The organism is Buttiauxella cochleicola, from assembly GCF_021282405.1.
GTDB classification, from domain to species: Bacteria; Pseudomonadota; Gammaproteobacteria; order Enterobacterales; family Enterobacteriaceae; genus Buttiauxella; species Buttiauxella massiliensis.
The window spans coordinates 226,764-251,688 of the sequence record NZ_JAJSOU010000005.1 but is presented as its reverse complement, the minus strand read 5'-3'; the positions used below and the strand labels follow the sequence as shown (position 1 = coordinate 251,688).

Here is a 24,925-nt window from a genome sequence, read left to right as displayed (position 1 = left end):
GATGAGCCAATTAGACGACGGTTTCCGTTCACTGACACTAAAACGTTTTCCAGAAACGGACGACGTTAACCCACTACAGGCGTGGGAAGCTGCCGATGACTATCTTTTGCAGCAACTGGACGAAATCGAAATCAGTGGCCCGGTCCTGATTTTTAACGACACTTTCGGGGCGCTGTCTTGCGTGCTGGCTGAACACAAGCCATACAGCATCAGTGACTCATATCTTAGCGAACTGGCTATCCGTGAGAACTTGCGTGAGAACGGCATCGTTGAATCCAACGTAACGTTCCTTGATAGCACCGTTAAATACCCGGAAGCGCCAGCCGTAGTTCTGATTAAGATCCCTAAAACGCTGGCACTGCTTGAGCAACAGCTTCGTGCGTTGCGCCATGTTGTGACCCCTGAAACACGTATTATCGCGGGTGCAAAAACGCGTGATATTCACAACTCAACTATCGAGTTGTTTGAAAAGATTCTTGGGCCAACCACCACGACGCTTGCGTGGAAAAAAGCGCGTCTGATCAACACGACGTTCAATGCTCCGGTAATTAAAGAAGTACCCGAAACGCTGAACTGGAAACTGGAAGGCACGCCGTGGACGATTCATAACCACGCTAACGTATTCTCCCGTACCGGTCTGGATATTGGTGCTCGCTTCTTTATCGAAAATCTGCCGACAGGTCTTGAAGGTGAAATTGTTGATTTAGGTTGTGGTAACGGCGTGGTCGGTTTGCACCTGTTGGAGCAGAACCCGGATGCGAAAGTGGTATTTGTTGATGAATCACCGATGGCCGTGGCATCCAGCCGCAAGAACATCGAATTCAACATGCCAGAAAACCTGGAACGCTGCGAGTTCATGATTAATAACGCATTGTCCGGTGTTGAGCCATACCGTTTTAACACCATTCTGTGCAACCCACCGTTCCACCAGCAGCATGCCCTGACCGATCAGGTTGCGTGGGAAATGTTCCACCACGCCCGTCGTTGCCTGCAAAATGGCGGCGAGCTGTACATCGTTGCTAACCGCCACCTGGATTACTACCACAAACTGAAGAAGATCTTCGGTAACTGCGACACCGTGGCTACGAACAAGAAATTCGTCGTATTAAAAGCCGTGAAACTAGGCCGTCTTCGCTAAATTTCCAGCGCTAAACGGGTGCCTTGCGCGATTGCGCGCCGGGCATCCAGCTCCATCGCCACATCCGCACCACCAATCAAATGCAGCGTTTTCCCCAGTTCGCGTAACGGTTCTGCCAGTTCACGACGTGAATCTTGCCCGGCACAAATAATCACGTTATCGACCGCCAGCGTCTGCGACTCTCCACCGACCGTAATATGCAGCCCTTCATCGTCAATGCGTTCATAAGTCACACCCGCCACCATTTTCACGCCACGCGCTAACAGCGTTGTGCGATGGATCCAGCCTGTTGTTTTGCCCAACCCTTCGCCAGGCTTACTGGTTTTGCGTTGTAGCATCACAATCTGACGTGGGCTTTTATGCAGATGTACGCCTTCCGGGCGTAAACCGCCCGCATGTTGCAGGCTAGTATCGATACCCCATTCCACGCAAAACTCTGCGATGTTCTGGCTGGTGGATTCCCCTTCCTGGCTTAAATACATCGCGGTATCAAAGCCAATCCCGCCAGCACCGATGATTGCCACACGGTTACCCACTGGTGCTTTCTCGCGTAGCACATCGATGTAATTGAGGACTTTAGGATGCATGATGCCGTCAATAAGCGGCAGGCGTGGCTCGATGCCGCAGGCGAGAATAACCTCGTCGAACTCTTTGAGCATTGGCGCGGTGACGTACTGATTAAGGCGAACTTCAACGCCCGTCAGCCCCAGCATGCGGCGGTAATAGCGTAGCGTTTCGTAAAATTCCTCTTTGCCGGGGATCTGCTTGGCAATATTAAACTGCCCACCGATTTCTGAAGCGGCATCGAATAATGTCACTTTGTGGCCACGTGCCGCGGCGTTGATCGCAAAAGCGAGTCCTGCGGGACCGGCTCCCACCACTGCCAGGTTTTTAAGCACGGCGGCAGGTACAACAGGCATTTTTGTTTCATGGCAGGCGCGCGGGTTCACCAGGCAGGAAGTGACTTTGCCAAGGAAAATCTGATCCAGGCACGCCTGATTACAGCCGATGCAGGTATTGATCTCATCTTCACGCCCTTGCTCGGCTTTGGAAACAAACTCGGCATCGGCGAGGAATGGCCGTGCCATCGACACCATATCGGCGTCACCTTCGGCAAGGATCTTTTCGGCTGTTTGCGGATCGTTAATTCGGTTGGTTGTGACCAACGGGATCGAAACCTGACCCTTTAGTTTGCGCGTTACCCAACTGAATGCACCGCGTGGCACAGGTGTTGCAATGGTTGGAATACGCGCTTCGTGCCAGCCAATACCCGTGTTAATCAGCGTCGCGCCTGCATTTTCAATGGCTTTGGCAAGCTGAACGGCTTCTTCAAAAGTACCGCCACCCTCTACTAAATCGAGCATCGACAGGCGGTAAATAATTATGAAATTAATCCCAACTCTTTCACGAACTGCGCGTACCACTTCGATAGCAAAACGCATGCGTCGGGTGTAGTCGCCACCCCACTCGTCATCGCGCTGGTTGGTTCTTGCGGCCAGAAACTGGTTAATCAAATAACCTTCGGAACCCATGATTTCCACGCCGTCGTATCCGGCTTGCTTCGCAAGGCTCGCGCACTGAGCAAACTCTTCAATCAGCGTGAGGATTTCATCATGGGTCAGTGCATGCGGCTTAAAGCGGTTAATTGGAGCCTGAATAGCGGAAGGGGCGACTGGGTTTGGTTGGTAGCTGTAGCGCCCGGTGTGCAGGATTTGCAGGGCAATTTTCCCACCTTCACGGTGTACGGCGTCGGTCACGATCTGGTGATGAGCAAGTTGGCTTTCATTGTTGAGCACAGCGCCGCTTTCCACGCCAACACCTGAAGGGGAAGGGGCAATGCCGCCGGTCACAATCAATGCCACACCGTGGCGCGCACGCTCGGCATAAAAGGCGGCTAAACGCTCGGCGCCATTCGGAAGTTCTTCAAGTCCGGTATGCATCGAACCCATCAGCACACGGTTTTTAAGCTGGGTGAAACCCAGATCTAGCGGGGCAAACAGCGACGGATAGCTCATATTCTCTTCCTGAAAAGGTCATTATTATTATGTGGTCGGATGAGTTAGTAATTTAGCGGGATGTAGCGTAAATGTGGGAAAGTTGTCTGATGATTGTGACGTGATTCAAAGAACGATGAGGTTTTCCGCAAGGGCAAAGGATTTAAATCTTCCCCCTGGAAAAGAAATTTTCTTCTTATTCCAGAGGGCATAGCTAACTGACCTTTCCGTCAAAGAGAAGGGCGCATCACCAGACCTGGAGCCTGCCACATCGAAGTGGTTAAACCGCTATCCACCAGCGTGAGCTGGTCGGCATACACCTTCGTCCATTTACGTTTCATCTCGTCATATAGCTCACGGTGCGCCCGATTTGGCGTGAATTCGCGTTGCCATTGCACCAGGCGCTCACCCGCTTCAGCAAGGTCGTTAAACAACCCAGCACCGACACCCGCAGCAATAGCACAACCGAGTGCCGTCGCCTCTTTAACGACGGGCACACGCACTGGTAACCCTGTTACATCACTCAGGATCTGGCTCCACAACGCGCCTTTAGAACCCCCGCCTGCAAATACCAATGATTCAAACTGGATGCCGGAAAAACCGGAAATCTGCTCAAGATTGCACGCAGAGACAATCGCAGCATTCTCTTCTAATGCCCGGAATAGTGTCGCTTTATTGCATTTTTCGGGGTCGATTGAGAGGTTAATAAATGACGGTGCTGCGTGATACCACTGTTTGAAATGCATGGCGTCGGAGAAAATCGGCATCACGCCGTGAGAGCCCGCAGGAACTCGCGCAGCCATATCTTCGAGTAGGGCGTAAGTGTCTACGCCAAGCCTTTCTGCCAGCAGTTTTTCTTCAGCGCAGAAAGCATCCCTGAACCAACGCATTGTCAGGCCGGTAAAGAAGCTGATGGATTCCGCCTGCACCATGTTGCTGATGACATGCGGATTAATGCGGATATTCATCTCTGGATCGGTTTTGATAGCAGGCAGATTCACTACCTGCTGCCAGAACGTGCCGCCTAACACTGCCGCCTGTCCGGCGCGGACTACGCCAAGACCGACACAACCTAGCTGTACATCGCCACCCCCCATAACCACCGGAGTGCCAGCCAGTAAACCGCTCTGCTGTGACGCTTCTTGCGTTACACCACCAAGTACCGTACCGGTTTCTTTAACTGGCGAGAGAATATCTGCCCGCAATCCAGCCATATCCATCAGTGACGGTTGCCAGTCACGAGTCGCCAGATCGAGCATTCCTGTTGTACCCGCATTAGAAGGATCAACCGCCAGCTCGCCGCTGAGTTTTGCTGCCAGCCAGTCGCTGATCATGGTCACGGTCGCGGCCTGGCGATAAATATCCGGACGGTGATGCGCAAGCCACAACAGGCGCGGCATCGCGCTTAGCGCCAGCGTTTGACCAGAAACATGATAAACCTCGGATTCAAACTGGAAATCGTGGATCTCTTTAAGTTCGCTGACTTCACGGCTGGCGCGGGCATCAACGTTGGCACATGCCCAGATAGGATCGCCGTTACGATCGTAGAGCACGATCCCTTCGCGCATTGAACAGCAGGAAACTGCGCTGATAGCACCAGGTGGAAGATGTGCTTTTTGGAGAGCTTCACGAATGCACTGGCAGGCAAGCTGCCAGTTGGTTGAGAGGTCAAACTCCATCGATCCGGGGACATCGGTGATGCTTAAATGTTTCCATTCAGCCTGGCCGACGGCAATCTGGTGGCCTGAAGTATCAAAGATGACGGCGCGAATACTGCCCGTCCCGGCGTCTAATGCCAACAAGTAACTCATTGATTATCCCCGCAAGCTAAGGCGCGAGGTTAATCAGCCAAAGCTAACACCGCCCGCGCAGTCTCTTCTTCCGTCACCAGGCCGTTTATTCGCAGGCCTCGAAGTGCGGCATAAATAGCGTCCGCTTTGTCCACGCCTCCCGCGACACCCACAATGGTTGGGAGATGCGCCAGGTCGTCGAGCGTTACGCCAAGCAGTTCGCGGTGAATTTCCAGAGCTTCCACCAGTTCGCCATCCGCTTGCAGGAAATAGCCAAGAATATCGCCCACAGCACCTTTGCGGGCGTACATCAGTTGTTCTCCCTCGCTGATATAACCGGAACGTAAGATAGTCGCATCGCGCTTCTGGTTGATAGCGCCGATACCCACTACTGCGACATCCGCGGCCGTGGCGGCGAGAATGACATCCCGCACGCTCGACTCCATGCGTAAAATCTCTGCCACTTGGGGCGATGAAACCCGCAGTGGTGCCGGAATCATGCTAACGCTACATGCCGCATCCAATTGGCCGATGCCGGTCATGTACGGCCCAACACCGCCGGAAAGTGTCACCAGACGAATCTGTTGCGAGCTAATAAAACCACTCAAATGTTGGAGGCAATTCATCGTTGCCTCACCAAATCCCACCGCCAGCAACTGCCCTGGTTCCAGAATCCCCATCAGTGATTGCGCTGCGCCAATGCCTAACCGCGTGTTCATCGGTGGGGTGTTATGCGCGGGAAGGACACGCGCAATTTTGAGACCGAATCGCTGCTGCAACTGAGTTTCCAGTGCCAGGCATCCTTCAAAACGCGAGTTAATCTGTACGCGAATCACCCCAGATTGACGCCCTTTCTCCAGCAGGCGTGAAATCTTTAAACGTGGCAGCCCTAGCCGCTCACCAATGTCATTCTGTGTCAGGCCGTCGTGGTAGTAAGACCAGGCCACGCGTGCCAATAGCTCTTCTTCGGCCATTGGGAGTGCTGCTAGTTTCCCTTCTTCTGCTGCTCGTTTATCGCTCATAAGTGAACTCTTATTAAAATTTAGATCATATGTTCGAAGGTGCGGGGTAAGAAAATGTGAGGCACACGGCAAAAAGATCATTTTCAGATGCAAATGGTTTAGCTGATCTATTTAAAAATTTTGTGATCTCTGCCCTGTTGTAAAAATTACCCGGCGTCTACGCTTTTGAACATTATTAATTCAATTTCTCTTTTGTTCAATTGTGGAGTGACGATGCCAAACACCACCGCAATGCTTGAAGCACAACAGATAAGCAAACAGTTTTCTGGTGTGAGCGTGCTCAAAGCTATTGATTTTGCTCTGTATGCAGGGCAGGTCCACGCATTGCTGGGCGGTAATGGGGCAGGGAAATCCACACTGATGAAGATTTTTGCCGGTGTGGAAGCCCCAGATAGCGGTGAACTGAAGGTACAAGGCAAAGCATTTGGGCGGCTCAAACCAGGTCAGGCGCATGAGTTAGGCATTTACCTTGTGCCGCAGGAACCGATGCTGTTCCCCAATCTGACGGTGCGCGAGAACATCCTTTTTCGGCTGCCGCGGCTAAACGATATGGAAAAGCGCCTGCAAGAGAAAATGCAGCAGCTTGAATGTCAGATCCCACTTAGCGCTACAGCCAGCACGCTGGAAGTGGCCGATCAACAGATGGTCGAGATCCTGCGTGGTTTAATGCGTGAGGCGAAGATCCTGATCCTGGACGAGCCTACCGCGTCCCTTACACCTGGCGAAACCGAACGGCTATTTCGTCAGATCCGCGCTTTGCAAAGTCTTGGAGTGGGCATTGTATTTATCTCCCACAAATTGCCGGAAATTCGCCAGCTTGCCAGCCATATCTCAGTGATGCGTGACGGTGCCGTAGTGTTACAAGGTGAAACTGCGCAGCTTCTTGATGAGCAGCTGATCAACGCCATGACACCGAACGATCGCCAACACGCGTTAAGCGATACACAAAAATTGTGGCTGGCATTGCCGGGAAATCGTCGCACCGAACCACAGGATTTTCCGGTACTGCGCGTAGACGAGCTGACCGGTGAGGGATTTATCGATCTTAGTTTTGAACTGTATGCAGGTGAGATCGTAGGCCTTGCTGGATTGGTGGGCTCCGGGCGTACCGAACTGGCAGAAACGCTCTATGGTTTACGGCCGGTTCGCGGTGGGCACATTTATTTAGAAAATCGTGAAATCAGCAGCGATTGTACCAAATCACGGCTCGATCGCGGACTGATTTACTTGCCAGAGGATCGCCAGGTTTCCGGACTATTCCTTGATGCGCCGATCCGCTGGAATACAGTGGTGCTGAATGAGTCGGGCCTGTGGCAACAAAGCAGGCGCGAGTCCGCGATAGTGGAACGTTACCACCGGGCGCTTGGGATCAAATTCAACGATGCCGGGCAGACGGTGCGCACGCTTTCCGGTGGCAACCAGCAAAAAGTCCTGCTGGCGCGATGCCTTGAAGCCAATCCGCTGCTGCTCATCATTGATGAACCTACGCGCGGTGTGGATGTGGCGGCGCGAGCGGATATCTATCAGTTGATCAAAAGTGTGGCGGCGCAAAATGTTGCGGTGCTGATGATCTCATCCGATCTTGATGAGTTCAGCGGGCTTGCGGATCGCGTGCTGGTGATGCACCAGGGTGCCATGAATGGTGAGCTACGTAAGCCAGCAATCACTGTGGATCGCATGATGAGTATGGCGTTTGGCGGAGGTAAAGCATGAAAACATTGCTGCGCAACCGTGAACTCAGCGCGCTGCTGGCGATAGTTGCCCTATTTGGCGTGTTGGTTGGGCTCAATCACAGCTACTTCAGCTTGCAAACGCTAAGCATGATATTCACCAGCGCTCAGATCCTAATCCTACTGGCGGTAGGGGCTTCGATGGTGATGCTGACGCGCAATATCGACGTCTCCGTGGGGTCAACTGTAGGGCTGTGTGCAATTGCTGTCGGCGTGGCGCTTAACAGCGGCTTCAGCTTACCGGTATCGATGCTTTTTGCCTTGTTGATTGGCGCGGTGGCGGGTTTCTTTAATGGGATTTTAGTCGTCTGGCTGCGTATTCCCGCAATTGTAGCGACCCTTGGTACGCTCGGGCTTTATCGCGGCGGTATGTTGTTATGGACAGGAGGCAAATGGATTGAAGGACTGCCCCCTAATCTGAAATCGCTCTCCGAACCCGTCGCTTTGGGGATTTCCCCGCTTGGTTTTACGGTTCTTGCTTTAGTGGCTATCGCTGCCTGGGTATTTGCACGAACCGCTTTCGGGCGTGATTTTTACGCTGTTGGCGACAACCTGGCCGCTGCTCGCCAGCTTGGTGTTTCGGTAAACCGCACCCGTCTTATGGCATTCACTTTCAATGGCATGCTGGCGGCTATCGCCGGGATTATCTTCGCTTCGCAAATTGGCTTTGTACCTAATCAAACCGGCAGCGGGCTGGAGATGAAAGCTATCGCAGCTTGTGTGCTGGGCGGTATCTCTCTGCTTGGTGGTACTGGAACGGTCATTGGTGCATTTCTCGGCGCATTTTTCCTCACGCAAATCGACACTGTTCTGGTGCTCTTCAAACTCCCTGCCTGGTGGAATGACTTTATTGCAGGTCTGGTTTTACTCGGCGTACTAGTGCTGGATGGGCGGTTACGTCAGGCACTGGCGCGCCATCAGCGGGCGCAAAAATACAGCCGTTTTGTACCGCCATTACCGGGTGCGAAAAATGTGCGGCCTTTTCCTCGGAAGAAAAAGGATGTGGCGTAGATGAAGCTAAAACTCAACTGGGAAGTGGCGCTGTTTCTTATTCTGGTGGTCGAAATCTTGCTATTCGGAGCAATTAACCCACGCATGTTAGATATCAATATGCTGCTGTTTAGCACCAGCGATTTTATCTGTATCGGCATAGTGGCGCTGCCGCTGACGCTTGTGATCATCAGCGGTGGCATTGATATTTCGTTGGGCTCGACCATTGGCCTGTGCGCTATTGCGCTGGGGGTGATGTTGCAGGCGGGTTTGCCAATATCTGTAGCCATAATTTTGACCCTGGCAGTCGGCCTGCTATGCGGATTGTTTAATGCGGCATTGATTCACTACACCGGCATCAGCCCGCTGGTTATCACGCTCGGCACGCTTTATCTGTTCGGCGGAGCGGCATTGCTGCTTTCCGGTATGGCGGGTGCGACGGGTTATGAAGGCATTGGTAGCTTCCCGGATGCATTTACCAACTTTGCCAATCTGACGCTTTTCGGTCTCCCCATTCCGCTGGTGATGTTTGCCGTTATCACGCTGATTTTCTGGCTACTGACCCACCGCGCACGCGTTGGTCGCCATATCTTTCTAATTGGGCAAAACCCGCGAGCGGCGCGTTATGCGGCATTACCGGTGAACGGCTCACTGTATGGCGTCTACGGCATGGTGGGGTTGGCGTCAGCTATTGCGGCGATTGTGCTGGTTTCGTATTTCGGCTCGGCGCGTTCTGATTTAGGGCGCGATTTGTTAATGCCTGCTTTAACGGCGGCAGTGCTGGGTGGGGCGAATATTTATGGCGGTTCCGGTTCGATTTTAGGTACCGCGCTGGCGGCGTTATTAGTCGGGTATTTGCAACAAGGTTTACAGATGGCTGGCGTGCCTAATCAGGTATCGAGTGCGTTGTCCGGTGCGCTGTTGATTGTGGTGGTCATTGGTCGTTCGGTGAGTTTGCACCGCGAATATCTACAAGCGGCGTGGCGTCGTTTGCGCGGTAACAGAAAACTAACGGGAGTGTGATTATGAAGCAGACAACAAAACGCGTCCTGCAACTCAGTGCATGGGCATTAGCCTTTGGTGTGGTTAGTGTGCAAGCCGCCGACAGGATTGCCTTTATTCCAAAACTGGTTGGCGTGGGCTTCTTTACCAGCGGTGGCAATGGCGCGATGCAGGCGGGCAAAGATCTCGGTGTTCCGGTGACTTACGATGGGCCAACTGAACCAAGCGTCTCCGGCCAGGTGCAGCTTATCAACAACTTCGTCAATCAGGGTTATAACGCGATTATTGTCTCAGCGGTTTCGCCTGATGGGCTGTGCCCTGCGCTTAAACGCGCCATGCAGCGCGGGGTAAAAGTGCTGACCTGGGACTCTGATACTAAACCTGAATGCCGCAGTATTTACATCAACCAGGGAACGCCGCAACAGCTCGGCGGCATGCTGGTGGATATGGCGGCCAAACAAGTTACTAAACCTGCTGCCAAAGTTGCATTCTTCTACTCGAGCCCAACGGTGACGGATCAAAACCAATGGGTGAAAGAGGCAAAAGCGAAGATTGCGAAGGATCATCCAGAATGGGAAATCGTCACCACACAGTTTGGCTATAACGATGCCACCAAATCTCTGCAAACTGCAGAAGGGATCTTAAAAGCGTACCCGGATCTGGATGCGATCATTGCGCCCGATGCTAACGCATTACCTGCTGCCGCACAGGCTGCTGAAAACCTGAAACGCACCAATGTTGCGATTGTCGGTTTCAGCACGCCGAACGTCATGCGCCCGTATGTTGAACGCGGCACTGTTAAAGCCTTCGGTCTATGGGACGTGGTGCAACAGGGTGAAATTGCGGTGAACGTCGCAAATACCATGCTGAAAAAGGGCGATCTTAATGTTGGTGACACTGTTGATGTGGCGAAAATTGGCAGCCTGAAAGTCGAGCCGAATAGCGTACAGGGCTATCAGTATGAAGCGAAAGGCAACGGTATTGTGCTGCTGCCGGAGCGCGTAGTGTTCACCAAAGAGAACATCGGTAAATACGACTTCTGAGGAGGGAAAAATGGCAGATCTTGATGATATCCGTGAAGGCAAAGATTACGGCATTGGCCGTCCTCAGGAGAACCAAGCGTTTTACCTGAAGGGCAGCGGGGCGCTGGACTGGGGAATGCAGTCGCGCCTGGCGCGAATCTTTAACCCTGATTCCGGGCGCACCGTGATGCTGGCCTTCGACCACGGTTATTTCCAGGGGCCGACGACGGGCCTTGAGCGCATTGATTTGTCGATTGCGCCGCTATTCCCAGAAACGGACGTGCTGATGTGTACGCGCGGTATTTTACGCAGCGTGGTTCCGCCAGCTACCAACAAACCGGTGGTGTTGCGGGCCTCGGGCGGGAATTCAATTCTCAGCGAATTGTCGCGTGAAAGTGTGGCTGTGACGATGGAGGACGCGTTGCGCCTCAACGCCTGTGCGGTGGCGGCGCAGATTTATATCGGCAGTGAATACGAGCATCAGTCGATCAACAACATCATCAAGCTGGTGGACGAAGGCACACGCTATGGCATTCCAACTCTCGCTGTAACCGGTGTGGGTAAGGAGATGGCGCGTGATGCGCGTTATTTCTCGCTTGCCAGCCGAATCGCTGCAGAAATTGGGGCGCAGTTTGTGAAAACCTATTTTGTCGAAGAGGGTTTCGAGAAGGTTGCTGCCAGTTGCCCGGTGCCGATCGTTATCGCCGGAGGCAAGAAATTGCCGGAACAAGAGGCGCTGGATATGTGTTTCCGGGCCATCGACCAGGGCGCATCCGGCGTGGATATGGGGCGTAATATCTTCCAGTCAGACGCGCCGCTCGCCATGCTAAAAGCGGTGAAAAAGGTGGTGCATGAAAATGTTCCCGCCCGCGAAGCGTATCAATTCTGGCTGGATGAAAAACACCATGGAGGCAAGGCATGAACGTGACGCTGGTGGAAATTAATATTAAACCGGAGCGTGTGGACGAGTTTATGGACGTGTTCCGCGCCAATCATGAAGGCTCAATCAAAGAGCCGGGGAATCTGCGTTTTGATGTGTTGCAGGACCCGGATATTGCTACGCGGTTCTTTATTTATGAGGCCTACCAGGACGATGAAGCCGTGCTGGCGCATAAGCAAACGCCGCATTACTTAGCGTGTGTTGATAAGCTTGAAGAGATGATGTCAGAACCGCGTAAGAAGCGGAGTTTTGTGGGGTTGTTGCCTTAGGGTTTGATACAACTGAGGTAAGTTTAGAGAGATTTTTGTCGATACGTCTTTATAATGATGCGCATACTTTGATGGCACCTTTTGCCGGGTGCAATTTTATATTTATCAGGGATGATTACCGTGATGAAGATTTTTATCGTAAACCTTGAAGGCTCTGTTGAAAGAAGACAATCCATCTCTTTACAGTGCGAGAAATTAGGCCTTCCTTTTGAAATATTTAATGCTGTAGACGGCAGGAAATTTTCTCAAGAAGAACTCGCAGCCGTGACTCAAAAGGACTGCTATGCAGTTAAGCCAGGTGAGGTAGGTTGCGCTCTCAGTCATATTTATATTTATCGTAAAATGATTGATGAAGGAATAAAAACAGCGCTGATTTTAGAAGATGATGCATTGCTATCAGACATAGTTAAAACGTTAGTAGAGGTTGACCCATTAGCTAACTATAACGATGAACCGAAAGTATTGTTATTGAGTAAAACAAATAGAATTATAGATAAAAAAATTCTGGATATTAATCATCAATATGCAATTTATCCTGTTTACCATGCAACCACCACTCATGCTTATATGATTAATCTTGAGGCCGCTCGTAACCTGGAAAAATTACTTTTCCCTGTATGGATGGTTGCAGATAAGTGGCAGCTTTTCGAAGACTATTCAGCGATTAAGACGTTAGCAGTTTATCCTGAGCCAGTAACTTTAGCTGAACATGCGCAACAATCTGTTATTCTTGAAGATGGTATTGATGAGAACCATATAAAGAAAAAGAAAGAAATATGGTTAAAGATTATGGCCAACAGACCATTCAAAGTAAAAGTTAGAAATCGTCTGCGTCGTATGTTCACACCCTTATTTTACAAAATAATTAACGTGAAAAAATTGAGAGCGCAAGAGCAATAGTTCCATAGGAACTATTGCTCTAGTTGCTAATCAGCTATTCCTGCCATTTCACGCTTTGTTACACGTAATCCCTGCAAAGCCTTCCTCGCACAGCCCAACACATGTTCACACTGCTCAATCGTGATAGTCAGTGGAGGCTCAACACGAATGGTTTTCGAATTGTTGAGCGTTCCGGCGACCAGCACCTGCTGGCGGAACATTTCGCTGGCAAAGTTATAGCCAATTTCGTTGTCGCTAAACTCGATGGCAATCAACAAACCTTGCCCGCGGGCATCAACCACCAGTTCCGGAAACTCGCGTTTCAGAGCCTGGAAGCCATCCACCAACAGTTGTCCTTTCTGTTGCGCTTGTGCCGGTAGATTCTGCTCAAGCAGCACATGAATGGTTGCAAGTGCAGCCGCGCAGGCCAGCGGGTTGCCGCCAAATGTTGTGGTGTGCAGGAAAGGATTATCAAACAGCACAGAAAATACTTCTTCTGTCGCAACGGTGGCACCAATCGGCATTACGCCACCGCCGAGTGCTTTGGCGAGGCATAAAATATCAGGCTGCACGTTCTCATGTTCACAGGCGAACATTTTGCCCGTACGTCCCATACCGGTTTGCACTTCATCAAAAATCAGTAGTGCGCCAAATTCGTCACATAATTTACGAACCGCCGGTAAATAACCTGCTGGTGGGATAATCACGCCGCCTTCACCTTGAATAGGTTCAAGGATTACGGCCGCGACATCATCGCCGGTTTTACGGCATTCGCTTAACATAGTACGCATCGCGTCTATAGTGCCGAACGGAACATGCCTGAAACCCGGAAGTAACGGCATAAACGGTTTACGGAAAGCCGATTTTGCTGTTGCTGACAACGCCCCGAGAGATTTGCCATGAAACGCGCCACTGGCTGCGATAAAGGTAAATTTCCCGCGTGGAGATTGATAGGCCTTGGCGAGTTTAATCGCGGCTTCAACCGATTCTGTACCGCTGTTGCTAAAGAAGCTGTATTTGAGTTTACCCGGAGTGAGGGTCGCAAGCGTTTTGGCGAGCATCGCCCGTAAGGGGTCGAGCAGCTCCTGACTGTGCAGGGGTTGTTTTTCTAGCTGATGCTGTACGGCGGATACCACTGTTGGATTACGGTGCCCCACGTTAAAAATGCCGAACCCACCCAGACAATCTAAATATTCCTTACCCTGGGTGTCGACAAGCGTATTTAAACTACTCGCTTGCCACTCTACGGCTCCGTAATCCCCGCCGGCGGTCACTGATTTGCGATACTCAAGAAAACCCGGATTCACATGCTGTTGGAAGTTTTCGATAACCTCTCGGTTTAGCGCTTTCATCTCCTCATGGGTGAGTGTCTTCTTTTCGATGATGTTCAAAGCGTGCGCTGTGCAGGCAAGAGCCGAAGCGCTAGTCGGTAACCTGTTCAAAATGTGCTCCTGGGAATGGCGTATCACGCGATACACATAACAAGTATTGCAGGGAATACGCCACTTCGCTTCCCCTAACAAAAATCAGGATAAACGATCTGGGGGATTTGGGATTGCGTAATAATTAATCACAAAGAGTCACGTTTTGCGGCTAAATATGCTGGTCAGAGGCGAGTTTGCTATGTGATATCTGGTTTTATTGCACCATAACCATGCGTCATGCTGCTTATTGGTGCGTTTACAGATTGCCGCTTACGCGGCATCCATGCGGTGCTCGCCTCGCACCAGAGCGGCGCGGTCAAACTCATGTTTAATGATGCCGCCTGCCATATATGCTGCGCGGTCCGACATATGCGCAATCACATCGGCATCATGGCTAACGAGCAGATAGGTCATGCCGAACTGTTGTTTGAGGCGATTTAACAGATTGAGAATTTCGGCCTGCACGGACATATCGAGTGCCGAAGTGGGTTCATCAAGCAGCAGAATTTTAGGCCGCAACAGCAGCGCTCGCGCAATAGCGACACGTTGGCGCTGCCCGCCGGAAAGCTGGTGCGGATAGCGCTTCATTGCATCCGTTGGTAGCCCTACCTGAAGGAGCGCCTCTTCCACGCGATCAGCTATTTGCACTTCCCCATGAATCATTAGCGGCTCAGCAAGCGTGCGGTAAATGTTGTGATTAGGATGCAAAGAGGCATACGGGTCCTGAAACACCATTTGCACGTTGCGGCGCAAATCACCCTGAAAACGCACGCCGGGTTTAATTACCCCATCCAGCAGTTTTACGCCACCTTGCCACTCGCGTTGTAAACCCGCGAGGACGCGCAAAATAGTAGATTTCCCACACCCTGATGCGCCAATTAAACTGAATGTTTCCCCTGAATTAATAGCGAAACTGGCATCGCGAACGGCGGTTTTGGTCTGGCCTTTCGCGCTAAATTGCACGCATAGATTACTGACTTCAACGATCGCCATGATGTTCTCCCTGTAAATTCTGGCTGCGGTCTAAAGTCGGTAGCATCATGCCGTAAGTTGCAGCGTTAGGGCGGCATGTCCAGAGCGTACGGGTATAAGGATGTGTTGCTGTGGCAAGCTGACTGGCTGCCATCTCATCCACTTTTTGTCCCTGATACATCACCAGTACACGTTGGCAATGCTGTGCAACAAGCGGCAGATCGTGGCTTATCAGCAACATTGCCATCTGGCGCTGCTCGCACTGTTCAACCAGCAGTTCCAGAATCTGGTTGCGCAGGCGAGCATCCAGCGCAGAAGTCGGTTCGTCGGCGATCAACACTTTTGGATTGTTGACCAGAGCGATTGCGATCATCACGCGTTGCCCCATGCCGCCGGAGAGTTCTGCCGGGTAGCGTGACAGCACATTTTCCTGTAACCCAACAGCGCCGATCACTTCATGGATCCGCTCACGGCGCTGTGAACCAGATAGCTTTTGATGCAAGCGCAGTGCTTCATCAATTTGCTGTGCAACGCTTTTCACCGGGTTAAGTGCGTAGCGAGGGTCTTGTAAAACCATCGCGATATCATTACCACGCAGGCGTTGCCAGTCACGGTTACGCATACTGAGCAGATCGTTATCCAACACTTTTAGCTGAGTTGCGCTTACCTTGCCCGGTTTACGCACCAGACCCATTAACGCTCTGGCGGTCATCGATTTACCCGATCCCGATTCGCCTACCAATGCCAGTCGTTCGTTACCTAGCGTGAATGAGAGATTATTCACGACCCGAGCGCCCGGATAATCAATGTTTAATCCACTGACTTCAATACGATTCTCAGTCATTTCCAGGCTCCAGCACGTCGCGCAATCCATCACCCAGTAAGTTAAACGCCAGGCTGCTAATCAAAATGGCGGTACCTGGAATTGCGGCAATCCACCACTGATCGAAAATAACCTGCATACCGTCAGCGATCATCGAACCCCATTCTGCCATCGGCGGTCTGGCTCCCAGGCCTAAGAAACCCAACCCGGCTGCGGCTAGAATAATCCCGGCTAAGTCGAGCGCCAGGCGCACAATCGCCGAAGGTAAACACAGCGGCAGAATGTGACCTGCTAAAAGGCGCGCTCCACGAATTCCCATCATTTCTGCGGCGGCGAGATAGTCGCTATGGCGCAGACGCTGAATTTCGCTGCGCGCCTGACGTGCATAGGCAGGCCAGGTGGTGAGTGCCAGCGCCAGAGCGCCATTCACAAGGCCTGGGCCAAGCATTGCCACAAAAGCAAAGGCCAGAATCAGGCGTGGCATCGACATAACGACGTCGGTAAAACGCATTAACACCCGCTCCAGCCAACCGCCGTAATAGCCCGAAAGAATACCGATCAGCAGCCCAACGGGGAGCGTTATCACTGTGACCAGCAACACCAGGCCAAGAGCAGGGCGTGAGCCATAAATCAGACGTGAGAGCAGGTCGCGACCATAGCTATCGGTGCCCAACCAGTGCTGAGCATTGGGTGCCTGCAGACGTGCTGCGGCATCCTGCCAGTTCGGATCAAACGGTGCGAGTAGCGGAGCGAAGATGGCAATCAGCACTAGCAGGGTAATGATGATTAACCCGCACAGTGCCGCCGGTGAGCGCAATGTGCGGCGTAAAAAGAGATAAGACGGCATTAGCGCACCCTCGGATCGGTGACACGCACCAGCACGTCAGTCAGATTGTTGATAATGACAAACGACACGCCAATCAACAGTGTGCCGCCCATAATCGCTGTGGTGTCGCCCGCAAATAGAGCGGTGGTGAGATAGCGCCCAATACCCGGCCAGGAAAAGACCGTTTCAGTCAGTACCGCACCTTCAAGCATGCTGGTGTACGCCAGCGCAATAACCGTAAACAATGTGCCGCGAATATTGGGCAGCACATGGCGCACCAGAATCGCCATCTCCCCGGCGCCTTTGGCGCGTGCCAGCGTGATGTATTCTTTGTTCATTTCACTCAGACAAGCGGTACGTGTGAGGCGGGTAATACTGGCCAGCGAGTAATAGGCGAGTAGTAACACGGGTAACGTGAGGTGATTGATAGCATTCAGGAAGGCATCACGATCGCCAGATAGCCAGGTATCGACCAACACAAAGCCTGTTTTGGCCTCCACGCTGTACTGATAAATATCGTCCAGACGCCCCGGCCCGGCACTCCATTGAAGCCGTGCATAGAAAAACGCCAGCATCAGCAGCCCCAACCAGAAGATAGGGACTGAATTGCCAAGCAGTGTGAACGTGCGCACCGCTAAATCCCATGGTGAGCCGGCAAATCGAGCACAAAGTACACCAAAAATAACGCCCATAACGCTGCCAATAATCAGCGCGAGGGTCGCAAGTTCAAGTGTTGCCGGGAAGGCGGCGAGTAAATCGTGTAATACAGGCTGCCCAGTGGCGCTGGCGGTGCCTAAATCTCCATGAGCAAGACTGGTCAGGTAATGCCAGAACTGAACGGGAAGGGGCTGGTCCAGACCAAGCTGGTGGCGCACCTGATCGTAAGTGGCCTGGCTTGCATGATCGCCAACGATTTGCAGTACACGATCCACTGGAGAAAGTGCCGACAGGGCAAAAGTGATAAGCAGTAAACCGATAATCGTTAGCGCCAGGGTAAACAGCCCCTGGAGCAGCGTCAACAATGAGCGGTTTAAGCGACTCGAGGCTGAAAGGGTGGAGATGTCTGACATGCGGAACTCTTCTTAAACATATTTCGCGGATTGTCTCCTTTCCCCCAAGAGAAAGGAGACAAAGCAGTTATTTGCTCACTCGATCGTAATACACCATATCCGCATTCAAACCTTGCTGGTAGCCCTTCACATTCTCACGCACCACGATCTGGGTTTTACCCTGATCAACAAATACGTACGGCGAATTGTGCTGAACTTCTTCCTGTATTTTTTTATACAGATCCAGGCGTTTCGCCGGGTCAGCCTCCGCAACTGCGGCCAGAGTTTGCTTGCTCAACTCCGGGATTTGCCAGCCGTTTAAACCTGCAACGGTACTTGCTTTGCCATCGTTATAAGCAAAGGCACTGGCGTTGGAGTGGGCGTCAAAATAATCCGGGATCCACAGACGAATCGCCGCCTGATGCTGTTTAGCACGAACACGAGCGTACACCTGGCTGCCCGCGGCTGGCAGAAGATCAATCTTCACGCCGCCCTGAGCAAAGCTTGCCTGCATAGACTGCGCGATGGTGATAAACGGTGGCTTGTTTTCTACATCCAGCGTGAAGTGCGCGTCTTTGATACCTGCTTTGGCGAGGATCTCTTTCGCTTTTGCCGGGTCAAATTTGAATGGATTGTTGTCCAGAGCCCCGGCGAAACCAACCGGCAGGAAACTTTGGTGGATAAAGTACTGGCCTTTCAACAGATCTTTGGTGATGCCCTGGTAATCCACCAGATAACGAGAGGCTTCCCAGAGGGCAGGGTTTTTCAGCAACGGATTTGCATCGTTACCCGCATTGAACACCATATAGTTCTGCTCGGCAGAAGGGATGCTCAGCACTTTCACTCCCGGTTTTCCTTCCAGTGCGCTGGTCTGATCCGCACCCAGGTCGCGGGCAATATCGGCGTCACCTTGCTGAATCAGCAAGCGGCGAGCGGCAGGGTCTGGCACGTTTTTAATAATGATATTTTTAACTTTAGGCGCGTCACCCGGTGAGGTTGGGTTCGCGTCTAACACAATGGCCTGATGCGGCTGGTAAACACGCATCTTGAATGGGCCACTGCCCGCAGAGTGCATTTTCAGCCATTCGTTACCGAAATCACCGGCTTTCGCATTGGGGGAAACGGCTTTTTCATCGACGATAGAGGCAATCGGTGTGGAGAGAATATTCAGTGCTACCGCCGGGCTAACATCAGCCGTCCAGTGCAATTCCAGCGTGTGGTCATCGACCTTTTTCAACTGGCTGGCGATGTTGTCTGGCTGCCAGCCCAGGACGTTAAGGATAAACGCCGGGGACTTATTGAGCGTAACTGCACGGGTATAAGAGAAGATCACGTCTTCAGGGCGCAGCGGATTGCCCGATGAGAATTTGGCATCCGGGCGCAGCTTAATGGTCAGTTTTTTGTTAGCCGCATCGCCCTGCCAGCTTTCTGCCAGCACCGCGACCACTTTCGCCGGGTCTTCACGGTCGGCCTGCACCAGGCGCTGGTAAAGGCTTGGCACCGTTTGAATGCTCGACAGTTCATTAGCTTCCGCAGGATCAAGGCTGACGATATCGTCCAGTCCCTGGGCAACAATTAAAGTATTTGGCGGTGTGGCGGCAAAGCTGCTTGCGGAGATTGCAGCTAAGAGCATTAACGGCAGTATTTTTCTTTGCATATTGCACCCTGCGTAAAAGAGAGGAATTCTTTATGAGTTGTTATTCGCGGACTGGGTTACGTTAGGTGAGTAATGGATATTCACAAAGTCCAAATAATACTTTGCTTATAAACATAAGGTATAACCCATTCCCACCAGGAATGAGCTGTCTCTTATACGCAACTTACTCGAGCAATTTTGTCAGAGTGAGATCTGTAAGCCTCGTTGATTTTCCGTTCACCCGTGCGTTCAGTTATCTCTTTAATTCCTGCACACGGTGAACGTATCAAGGGATTAACGCCAATCCCTTGATAATCCAGGCGCCCGGTCATTAAATTGCCGCTGCGCGGTAAACCCCAGCTTATCCCCAACATCACGGTCGTTCGCGACTCGTTCCCGACGATCGCTCTCTTTCGCTGCTCCCGGCAGCTCAACCCTGACTTATGGGGAACACTGGGGCAATTTATACCGGGAACAAGGTCAAAACCGGCTCGGTGCTGTCTTTGGGTTTTGACGTTGACCTTAGGTTCCGGCTTCAATCGCGCCGTTTTTCACCCTTCAGTCGGGGTCACGTGGCCGGGAGCCACGTGAGTGAGCGATCGTCGGACAAAAATGTCAGGAACATTTTTGAACAACGCTTGCGTTGGCCACGAAGTGGTTCGGCACAGGGATGTGCCGAATAAACGAGTCGCGAACGACCGCGAATGTTGGGTGAAAAACGGTGTTTACCGCTTGCGGTGATTGATTTGCCGGGAGTCCGGGTTCTTAGGGTGGCGACGGTGGCCACCCTAAGACGTTCACCGGTACAGTGGCCACATGAAACACTGAACACCGGGTGAACGGAACTGTCTCACGACTCACGGAGATGTGACTAAGAGACAGAGGTGTAAGCGGTAATGCAGAAATGAAAACGCCGGGCATATACCCGGCGTCCTTATAGCAGTCAAAATTGTATCAGTCAGAAATTACTCGTTGATGCGCGGGTGCTGATCCACCAGATTGGTACGCTTCGCCTGTAATTCTTCAATCTCACGGTCGATATCTTCGATTTTTTGCTCGATGTTATCGTGATGTTCCTGAACAATTTCACGCGCTTCGGCGATATCAGAGGCCGCAGGTGTTGCGCCTTTTAACGGTTTATTCGCCGTCTCTTTCATCGTCAATCCAGTAATCAAACCGACAACCGCCACCACCATCAGATAATACGCTGGCATCATCAGGTTTTCGGTCGATTCCACTAACCACGCCGCAACCGTTGGGGTCACACCCGCAACCAGCACCGAAATATTAAAGGCACTGGCTAAGGCACTGTAACGAATATGCGTCGGGAACATGGCGGGCAGAGTCGAAGCCATCACCCCGGTGAAGCAGTTCAGCACGACTGCCAGAATCAGCAGCCCGGCGAATATCAGCCCCAGCACATTACTGTTAATCAGAATAAAGGCCGGGATCGCCAGAACAAGCAATGCCAAGCTACCGACGACGATAAATGGACGGCGGCCAAAACGGTCACTCAGTAGGCCAATCATCGGCTGCACAAACAGCATCCCAATCATAATGGCGATAATAATCAGCACGCCATGTTCTTCGGAATAATGCAGATTGTGCGACAGGTAACTTGGCATATACGTCAGCAACATATAGTAGGTGACGTTGGTGGAAATAACGATACCGACACAGGTCAGCAGGCTGCGCCAGTGTTTGGTCGCAATCTCCTTGAACGAGACTTTTGGGCCATCAGTCAGACCTTCTTTATCGCCTTGTTCAAGCTTTTCGATGTGCTGCTGGAACGCTGGAGTTTCTTCCAGTGCATGGCGCAGATACAGGCCGATAATCCCTAATGGTAACGCCAGGAAGAACGGCAGACGCCAGCCCCATTCAAGGAAGTTAGCTTCACCGACGATAGCGGTAATCAACACCACGACACCCGCACCACAGACAAAACCGGCGATGGAACCGAAGTCCAACCAACTGCCCATAAAGCCGCGTTTACGGTCTGGTGAGTATTCGGCGACAAATATCGAAGCACCAGTGTATTCACCACCCACTGAGAACCCTTGCGCCATTTTCGCAAGTAACAACAGGATTGGCGCCCAGATACCAATAGTCGCGTACGACGGAATCAGGCCAATACAGAAGGTACTCAAGGACATAATGATAATGGTAATGGACAGGATCTTCTGGCGCCCATATTTGTCACCGAGCATGCCGAAGAACAGGCCACCCAACGGGCGAATCAGGAAGGGGACAGAGAAGGTACCCAGTGCGGCAATCATCTGCACACTAGGGCTGGCATCCGGGAAGAAAACCTTACCGAGGGCGTAAGCAACAAAGCCGTATACGCCGAAATCAAACCATTCCATCGCATTGCCAAGCGAGGCGGCGGTAATTGCCTTTTTAAGGCGACTATCGTCGATGATGGTGACGTCACTGACCTTAATAGGTCTGACTTTCTTTTTCCTTTTTAACATTATTATCCTCTTTTTCCTTGCGGGGGCGAAACGGCCCCGTACTAAGTGTAGTGTGCCGATTGCAAATTGAAGGTCAAAACTCCAGCACTTAGCGTCACTATGACATTTTCATTAATAACTTCATGAAATTAATGGGAAATGTGCTCCCCATCCAAAATCATTATAAAAAATATGGCTTAGTTAAAAAAGTGTGATCGCCGTCAAGTTTAACCGCTAAAGTAAAATTTTGCAGCGCCGAAATAACAATACAACTAAAAATATTAACAATTGGATAACCTGCCAAGGGAGTTGCTATGACTGCGCGCGCGGCTGCTACACAGCATGAATACCTGCTTGATGACGACACGACATTGATGTCGACAACCGATTTAAAAAGCACAATCACCCATGCGAACGACGCATTTGTGCAGGTGAGTGGTTACCAGCTTCATGAACTCACCGGGCAGCCCCACAACCTCGTGCGGCATCCCGATATGCCCAAAGCCGCCTTTGCCGATATGTGGTTCACCCTGCAAAAAGGAGAACCCTGGACCGGTATCGTTAAAAATCAGCGCAAAAACGGCGACTATTACTGGGTAAGGGCGAATGTTGTGCCGGTGGTTCGCAATGGCAAGACGACGGGCTATATGTCAATTCGCACTAAAGCGAAGCCTGAAGAGATCGCCGCGGTCGAGCCGCTCTATAAAGCGCTCAAAGAAGGGCGCTGCAAACGTAGCCTGTTTAAAGGCCTGGTTTTGCGTAAAGGCTGGCTGGGGAAATTACCCGCGTTACGGCTGCGGGGCCGTATTCGTATGATCATGAGTTGCGTGTTTGTGCTGATGATGGCCGCTTCTTTATCGTTAGGTCTGGGTTCGCTTCCGGTGTTGATTAGCGCGCTGGCGAGTGTGGTGGCTTGCTTGCTGCTCGAATGGCAAATTGCCCGCCCGTTGGAAAATGTCGCCCGCCAGGCGCTGGAAGTCGCCACCGGAAATCAACAGCGTGTGCAGCATCTTGCGCGAACGGATGAAATTGGTATGACGCTGCGTGCCATTGGCCAGCTAGGTTTGATGTGCCGCTGGCTAATTCATGATGTCAGCCATCAGGTTGAGAACGTGCGCAGCGGCAGCGAAATGCTGGCCCAGGGCAATGTGGAGCTCAATGAGCGCACGCGCCAGTCGGTTGTCAACGTGCAGCAAACCGTCACCACCATGGGCCAGATGGCGGTGTCGGTGCAGAACAATTCAGAAACTGCCGCAGCCGCTGATAAGCTTTCAAGTTCCGCGAGCGAGGCCGCAGCCCACGGTGGCAAGGCGATGGAAACTGTTGTGACTACCATGGATGACATCGCCGACAGTACGCAACGTATCGGCTCCATTACCAGCCTTATCAATGACATTGCCTTCCAGACCAATATCCTGGCGCTTAACGCGGCGGTAGAAGCAGCACGAGCCGGAGAGCAGGGCAAAGGCTTTGCTGTAGTTGCCGGAGAAGTGAGAAATCTGGCACAACGTAGTGCAACGGCGGCGAACGATATCCGCAAGCTGATTGATGCCAGCGCCAGTAAAGTGCAGTCCGGCACCATTCAGGTTCACGAAGCGGGGCGCACCATGAATGATATTGTTTCCCAGGTACGAAATGTCACGCAGTTGCTTGGGCAAATCAGCCTTGCCACTTCCGAACAGGCGGAAGGGTTGTCCGATTTAACCCGTGCGGTCGCAGAACTGGACGCCATCACGCAGAAAAATGCGGCGCTGGTCGAAGAAAGCGCAGAAGTGTCGGCGATGGTGAAACATCGGGCAACGCGTCTGGAAGATGCCGTGACGGTTTTGCATTGATGTTAAATGGCACATTTTTCACCCCATGTCGGTGGATTATTAGCTAGTCTGGGACTAATTGAATTTTTACTCACGACCCTATCAATGGAGAGCGTTATGACTCAGTCGTCCCAGATTAACCGCCGCTTTGTGCTGGCGAAACGCCCGCAAGGCATGCCGACCAGTCAAGATATCAAGCTGGAAGAAGCGCCTGTCCCGCAACCCGCTGCAGGACAATTACTGCTGCGCACGCTCTATTTATCTCTCGATCCGTATATGCGCGGGCGCATGGATGATGCCGAATCTTATACGCCACCACTTGCCATTGGCGATGTGATTGGCGCGGGCACCGTGTGCCGTGTCGAAAAATCCGAACATGCGGACTATAAAGCGGGTGATCTGGTCCTGGCCTATACCGGCTGGCAGGATTACGCATTGTCTGATGGCAGTGATGTGCAAAAACTCGACCCGAATATGCAGCACCCTTCATATGCGCTTGGTTTGCTCGGCATGCCTGGTTTTACCGGGTATATGGGCCTGACCGATATCGGCAATCCACAAGCGGGTGAAACCGTGGTCGTGGCGGCAGCCAGCGGCGCGGTTGGTTCGGTTGTCGGGCAAGTGGCGAAACTGCGCGGAGCCAAAGTGGTGGGGATCGCAGGTGGTGCGGATAAATGCCGTTACGTCACTGAAACGCTGAAATTTGACGCCTGTATTGATCACAAAGCCCCGGATTTTGCCGAACAGCTGAAAAAAGCCTGTGACAAAGGCATTGATGTCTATTTTGAAAATGTCGGCGGCGCCGTGTTTGATGCGGTTCTGCCACTGCTGAACACCAAAGCACGTGTACCGGTATGTGGTGTTATCAGCCAGTACAACGGGGCTAATAGTGCGTTTGAACAGGACAGATTACCGCTGCTGATGGGCACGATCCTGAAAAAACGCCTGCGCGTGCAAGGCTTTATTATTTCTCAGGATTACAGCGACAGTTACCCGCAATTCTTTAAGCAGATGAGCCAGTGGCTGGCGGAAGGAAAAATCCAGTTCCGCGAAGATATTGTTGATGGCCTGGAACACAGCGTGGAAGCATTCCGCGGTCTGTTGAGCGGCAAGAACTTTGGCAAGGTGATTGTTAAAGTCGCAGAGTGATGTATA

At 52.0% G+C, this 24,925-nt stretch carries 20 protein-coding genes; 10 read left to right on the top strand and 10 right to left on the bottom strand.

Annotation, left to right across the window (positions count from 1 at the left end; genetic code table 11):
• The first annotated feature begins 1 nt into the window (after position 1).
• Positions 2-1,138: a 23S rRNA (guanine(1835)-N(2))-methyltransferase RlmG gene (rlmG, locus tag LVQ79_RS08990; protein ID WP_232864670.1), complete on the top strand. Its 1,137-nt coding sequence runs from the start codon at positions 2-4 to the stop codon at positions 1,136-1,138.
• Here the strand turns inward: rlmG and LVQ79_RS08985 are convergent.
• The 3 genes from LVQ79_RS08985 to lsrR all read right to left on the bottom strand — a co-directional run bounded on the left by LVQ79_RS08985 (position 1,135) and on the right by lsrR (position 5,944).
• Entirely contained in the window at positions 1,135-3,153 is a 2,019-nt protein-coding gene (locus LVQ79_RS08985; RefSeq protein WP_232864669.1) for an oxidoreductase, read from the bottom strand. The two genes, rlmG and LVQ79_RS08985, sit on opposite strands and share 4 nt — an antisense overlap.
• Positions 3,154-3,362: 209 nt before the next feature.
• The gene (lsrK, locus tag LVQ79_RS08980; RefSeq protein WP_151993033.1) at positions 3,363-4,943 is read right to left on the bottom strand and encodes an autoinducer-2 kinase; all 1,581 of its coding nucleotides are present in this window, start codon (positions 4,941-4,943) and stop codon (positions 3,363-3,365) included.
• Between the two features lie 29 nt (positions 4,944-4,972).
• Entirely contained in the window at positions 4,973-5,944 is a 972-nt protein-coding gene (gene lsrR / locus LVQ79_RS08975; RefSeq protein ID WP_064513960.1) for a transcriptional regulator LsrR, read from the bottom strand.
• A gap of 231 nt (positions 5,945-6,175) precedes the next feature.
• On the opposite strand from lsrR, the gene lsrA reads away from it, so the two are divergent.
• The 7 genes from lsrA to LVQ79_RS08940 all read left to right on the top strand — a co-directional run bounded on the left by lsrA (position 6,176) and on the right by LVQ79_RS08940 (position 12,797).
• Complete coding sequence (gene lsrA / locus LVQ79_RS08970; RefSeq protein ID WP_232864716.1) at positions 6,176-7,657, top strand: autoinducer 2 ABC transporter ATP-binding protein LsrA; 1,482 nt, start codon at positions 6,176-6,178, stop codon at positions 7,655-7,657.
• Positions 7,654-8,685, top strand: coding sequence for an autoinducer 2 ABC transporter permease LsrC (gene lsrC, locus LVQ79_RS08965; protein WP_232864668.1), 1,032 nt, complete (start codon positions 7,654-7,656; stop codon positions 8,683-8,685). Before lsrA ends, lsrC begins: the two co-directional genes overlap by 4 nt.
• Positions 8,686-9,687, top strand: coding sequence for an autoinducer 2 ABC transporter permease LsrD (lsrD, locus tag LVQ79_RS08960; protein WP_232864667.1), 1,002 nt, complete (start codon positions 8,686-8,688; stop codon positions 9,685-9,687). It begins immediately after the preceding gene.
• A 2-nt stretch (positions 9,688-9,689) separates the two neighbouring features.
• The gene (gene lsrB / locus LVQ79_RS08955) at positions 9,690-10,709 is read left to right on the top strand and encodes an autoinducer 2 ABC transporter substrate-binding protein LsrB (RefSeq protein ID WP_151993037.1); all 1,020 of its coding nucleotides are present in this window, start codon (positions 9,690-9,692) and stop codon (positions 10,707-10,709) included.
• 10 nt (positions 10,710-10,719) lie between these two features.
• Positions 10,720-11,610, top strand: a complete 891-nt coding sequence (lsrF, locus tag LVQ79_RS08950) for a 3-hydroxy-5-phosphonooxypentane-2,4-dione thiolase (protein WP_232864666.1) — start codon at positions 10,720-10,722, stop codon at positions 11,608-11,610.
• On the top strand, positions 11,607-11,897 hold the full coding sequence (lsrG, locus tag LVQ79_RS08945) for a (4S)-4-hydroxy-5-phosphonooxypentane-2,3-dione isomerase (RefSeq protein ID WP_232864665.1): 291 nt from the start codon (positions 11,607-11,609) through the stop codon (positions 11,895-11,897). The genes lsrF and lsrG overlap by 4 nt, the downstream gene beginning before the upstream one ends.
• A gap of 123 nt (positions 11,898-12,020) precedes the next feature.
• Complete coding sequence (locus LVQ79_RS08940; RefSeq protein ID WP_232864715.1) at positions 12,021-12,797, top strand: glycosyltransferase family 25 protein; 777 nt, start codon at positions 12,021-12,023, stop codon at positions 12,795-12,797.
• 26 nt (positions 12,798-12,823) lie between these two features.
• Here the strand turns inward: LVQ79_RS08940 and ygjG are convergent, their stop codons facing one another.
• From ygjG to proP, 7 genes are all read right to left on the bottom strand, one after another.
• Positions 12,824-14,218, bottom strand: coding sequence for a putrescine aminotransferase (ygjG, locus tag LVQ79_RS08935; RefSeq protein ID WP_232864664.1), 1,395 nt, complete (start codon positions 14,216-14,218; stop codon positions 12,824-12,826).
• Positions 14,219-14,470: 252 nt separating this feature from the next.
• Complete coding sequence (locus LVQ79_RS08930) at positions 14,471-15,193, bottom strand: ABC transporter ATP-binding protein (RefSeq protein ID WP_232864663.1); 723 nt, start codon at positions 15,191-15,193, stop codon at positions 14,471-14,473.
• Positions 15,180-16,016 carry an ABC transporter ATP-binding protein gene (locus LVQ79_RS08925; protein WP_232864662.1) on the bottom strand — a complete coding sequence of 279 codons (837 nt, stop codon included), beginning with the start codon at positions 16,014-16,016 and terminating at the stop codon, positions 15,180-15,182. The genes LVQ79_RS08930 and LVQ79_RS08925 overlap by 14 nt, the downstream gene beginning before the upstream one ends.
• Positions 16,009-16,842, bottom strand: a complete 834-nt coding sequence (locus tag LVQ79_RS08920) for an ABC transporter permease (protein ID WP_232864661.1) — start codon at positions 16,840-16,842, stop codon at positions 16,009-16,011. Before LVQ79_RS08920 ends, LVQ79_RS08925 begins: the two co-directional genes overlap by 8 nt.
• Complete coding sequence (locus LVQ79_RS08915; RefSeq protein WP_232864660.1) at positions 16,842-17,891, bottom strand: ABC transporter permease; 1,050 nt, start codon at positions 17,889-17,891, stop codon at positions 16,842-16,844. The genes LVQ79_RS08920 and LVQ79_RS08915 overlap by 1 nt, the downstream gene beginning before the upstream one ends.
• A gap of 67 nt (positions 17,892-17,958) precedes the next feature.
• Complete coding sequence (locus tag LVQ79_RS08910) at positions 17,959-19,527, bottom strand: ABC transporter substrate-binding protein (protein WP_232864659.1); 1,569 nt, start codon at positions 19,525-19,527, stop codon at positions 17,959-17,961.
• A gap of 944 nt (positions 19,528-20,471) precedes the next feature.
• The gene (gene proP / locus LVQ79_RS08905) at positions 20,472-21,977 is read right to left on the bottom strand and encodes a glycine betaine/L-proline transporter ProP (RefSeq protein ID WP_151993047.1); all 1,506 of its coding nucleotides are present in this window, start codon (positions 21,975-21,977) and stop codon (positions 20,472-20,474) included.
• A gap of 293 nt (positions 21,978-22,270) precedes the next feature.
• Between proP and LVQ79_RS08900 the strand changes: the two genes are divergently transcribed.
• Both LVQ79_RS08900 and curA read left to right on the top strand, forming a co-directional pair.
• Positions 22,271-23,791, top strand: coding sequence for a methyl-accepting chemotaxis protein (locus LVQ79_RS08900; RefSeq protein ID WP_232864658.1), 1,521 nt, complete (start codon positions 22,271-22,273; stop codon positions 23,789-23,791).
• 96 nt (positions 23,792-23,887) lie between these two features.
• Positions 23,888-24,919, top strand: a complete 1,032-nt coding sequence (gene curA, locus LVQ79_RS08895) for an NADPH-dependent curcumin/dihydrocurcumin reductase (protein ID WP_232864657.1) — start codon at positions 23,888-23,890, stop codon at positions 24,917-24,919.
• Positions 24,920-24,925 lie beyond the last annotated feature (6 nt).

Excerpts from the sequence above, each read along its gene's own strand:
- rlmG (WP_232864670.1), top strand. The coding sequence starts at position 2 with ATGAGCCAATTAGACGACGGTTTCCGTTCACTGACACTAAAACGTTTT.
- LVQ79_RS08985 (WP_232864669.1), bottom strand. The coding sequence starts at position 3,153 with ATGAGCTATCCGTCGCTGTTTGCCCCGCTAGATCTGGGTTTCACCCAG.
- lsrK (WP_151993033.1), bottom strand. The coding sequence starts at position 4,943 with ATGAGTTACTTGTTGGCATTAGACGCCGGGACGGGCAGTATTCGCGCC.
- lsrR (WP_064513960.1), bottom strand. The coding sequence starts at position 5,944 with ATGAGCGATAAACGAGCAGCAGAAGAAGGGAAACTAGCAGCACTCCCA.
- lsrA (WP_232864716.1), top strand. The coding sequence starts at position 6,176 with ATGCTTGAAGCACAACAGATAAGCAAACAGTTTTCTGGTGTGAGCGTG.
- lsrC (WP_232864668.1), top strand. The coding sequence starts at position 7,654 with ATGAAAACATTGCTGCGCAACCGTGAACTCAGCGCGCTGCTGGCGATA.
- lsrD (WP_232864667.1), top strand. The coding sequence starts at position 8,686 with ATGAAGCTAAAACTCAACTGGGAAGTGGCGCTGTTTCTTATTCTGGTG.
- lsrB (WP_151993037.1), top strand. The coding sequence starts at position 9,690 with ATGAAGCAGACAACAAAACGCGTCCTGCAACTCAGTGCATGGGCATTA.
- lsrF (WP_232864666.1), top strand. The coding sequence starts at position 10,720 with ATGGCAGATCTTGATGATATCCGTGAAGGCAAAGATTACGGCATTGGC.
- lsrG (WP_232864665.1), top strand. The coding sequence starts at position 11,607 with ATGAACGTGACGCTGGTGGAAATTAATATTAAACCGGAGCGTGTGGAC.
- LVQ79_RS08940 (WP_232864715.1), top strand. The coding sequence starts at position 12,021 with ATGAAGATTTTTATCGTAAACCTTGAAGGCTCTGTTGAAAGAAGACAA.
- LVQ79_RS08930 (WP_232864663.1), bottom strand. The coding sequence starts at position 15,193 with ATGGCGATCGTTGAAGTCAGTAATCTATGCGTGCAATTTAGCGCGAAA.
- LVQ79_RS08925 (WP_232864662.1), bottom strand. The coding sequence starts at position 16,016 with ATGACTGAGAATCGTATTGAAGTCAGTGGATTAAACATTGATTATCCG.
- LVQ79_RS08920 (WP_232864661.1), bottom strand. The coding sequence starts at position 16,842 with ATGCCGTCTTATCTCTTTTTACGCCGCACATTGCGCTCACCGGCGGCA.
- LVQ79_RS08915 (WP_232864660.1), bottom strand. The coding sequence starts at position 17,891 with ATGTCAGACATCTCCACCCTTTCAGCCTCGAGTCGCTTAAACCGCTCA.
- LVQ79_RS08910 (WP_232864659.1), bottom strand. The coding sequence starts at position 19,527 with ATGCAAAGAAAAATACTGCCGTTAATGCTCTTAGCTGCAATCTCCGCA.
- proP (WP_151993047.1), bottom strand. The coding sequence starts at position 21,977 with ATGTTAAAAAGGAAAAAGAAAGTCAGACCTATTAAGGTCAGTGACGTC.
- LVQ79_RS08900 (WP_232864658.1), top strand. The coding sequence starts at position 22,271 with ATGACTGCGCGCGCGGCTGCTACACAGCATGAATACCTGCTTGATGAC.
- curA (WP_232864657.1), top strand. The coding sequence starts at position 23,888 with ATGACTCAGTCGTCCCAGATTAACCGCCGCTTTGTGCTGGCGAAACGC.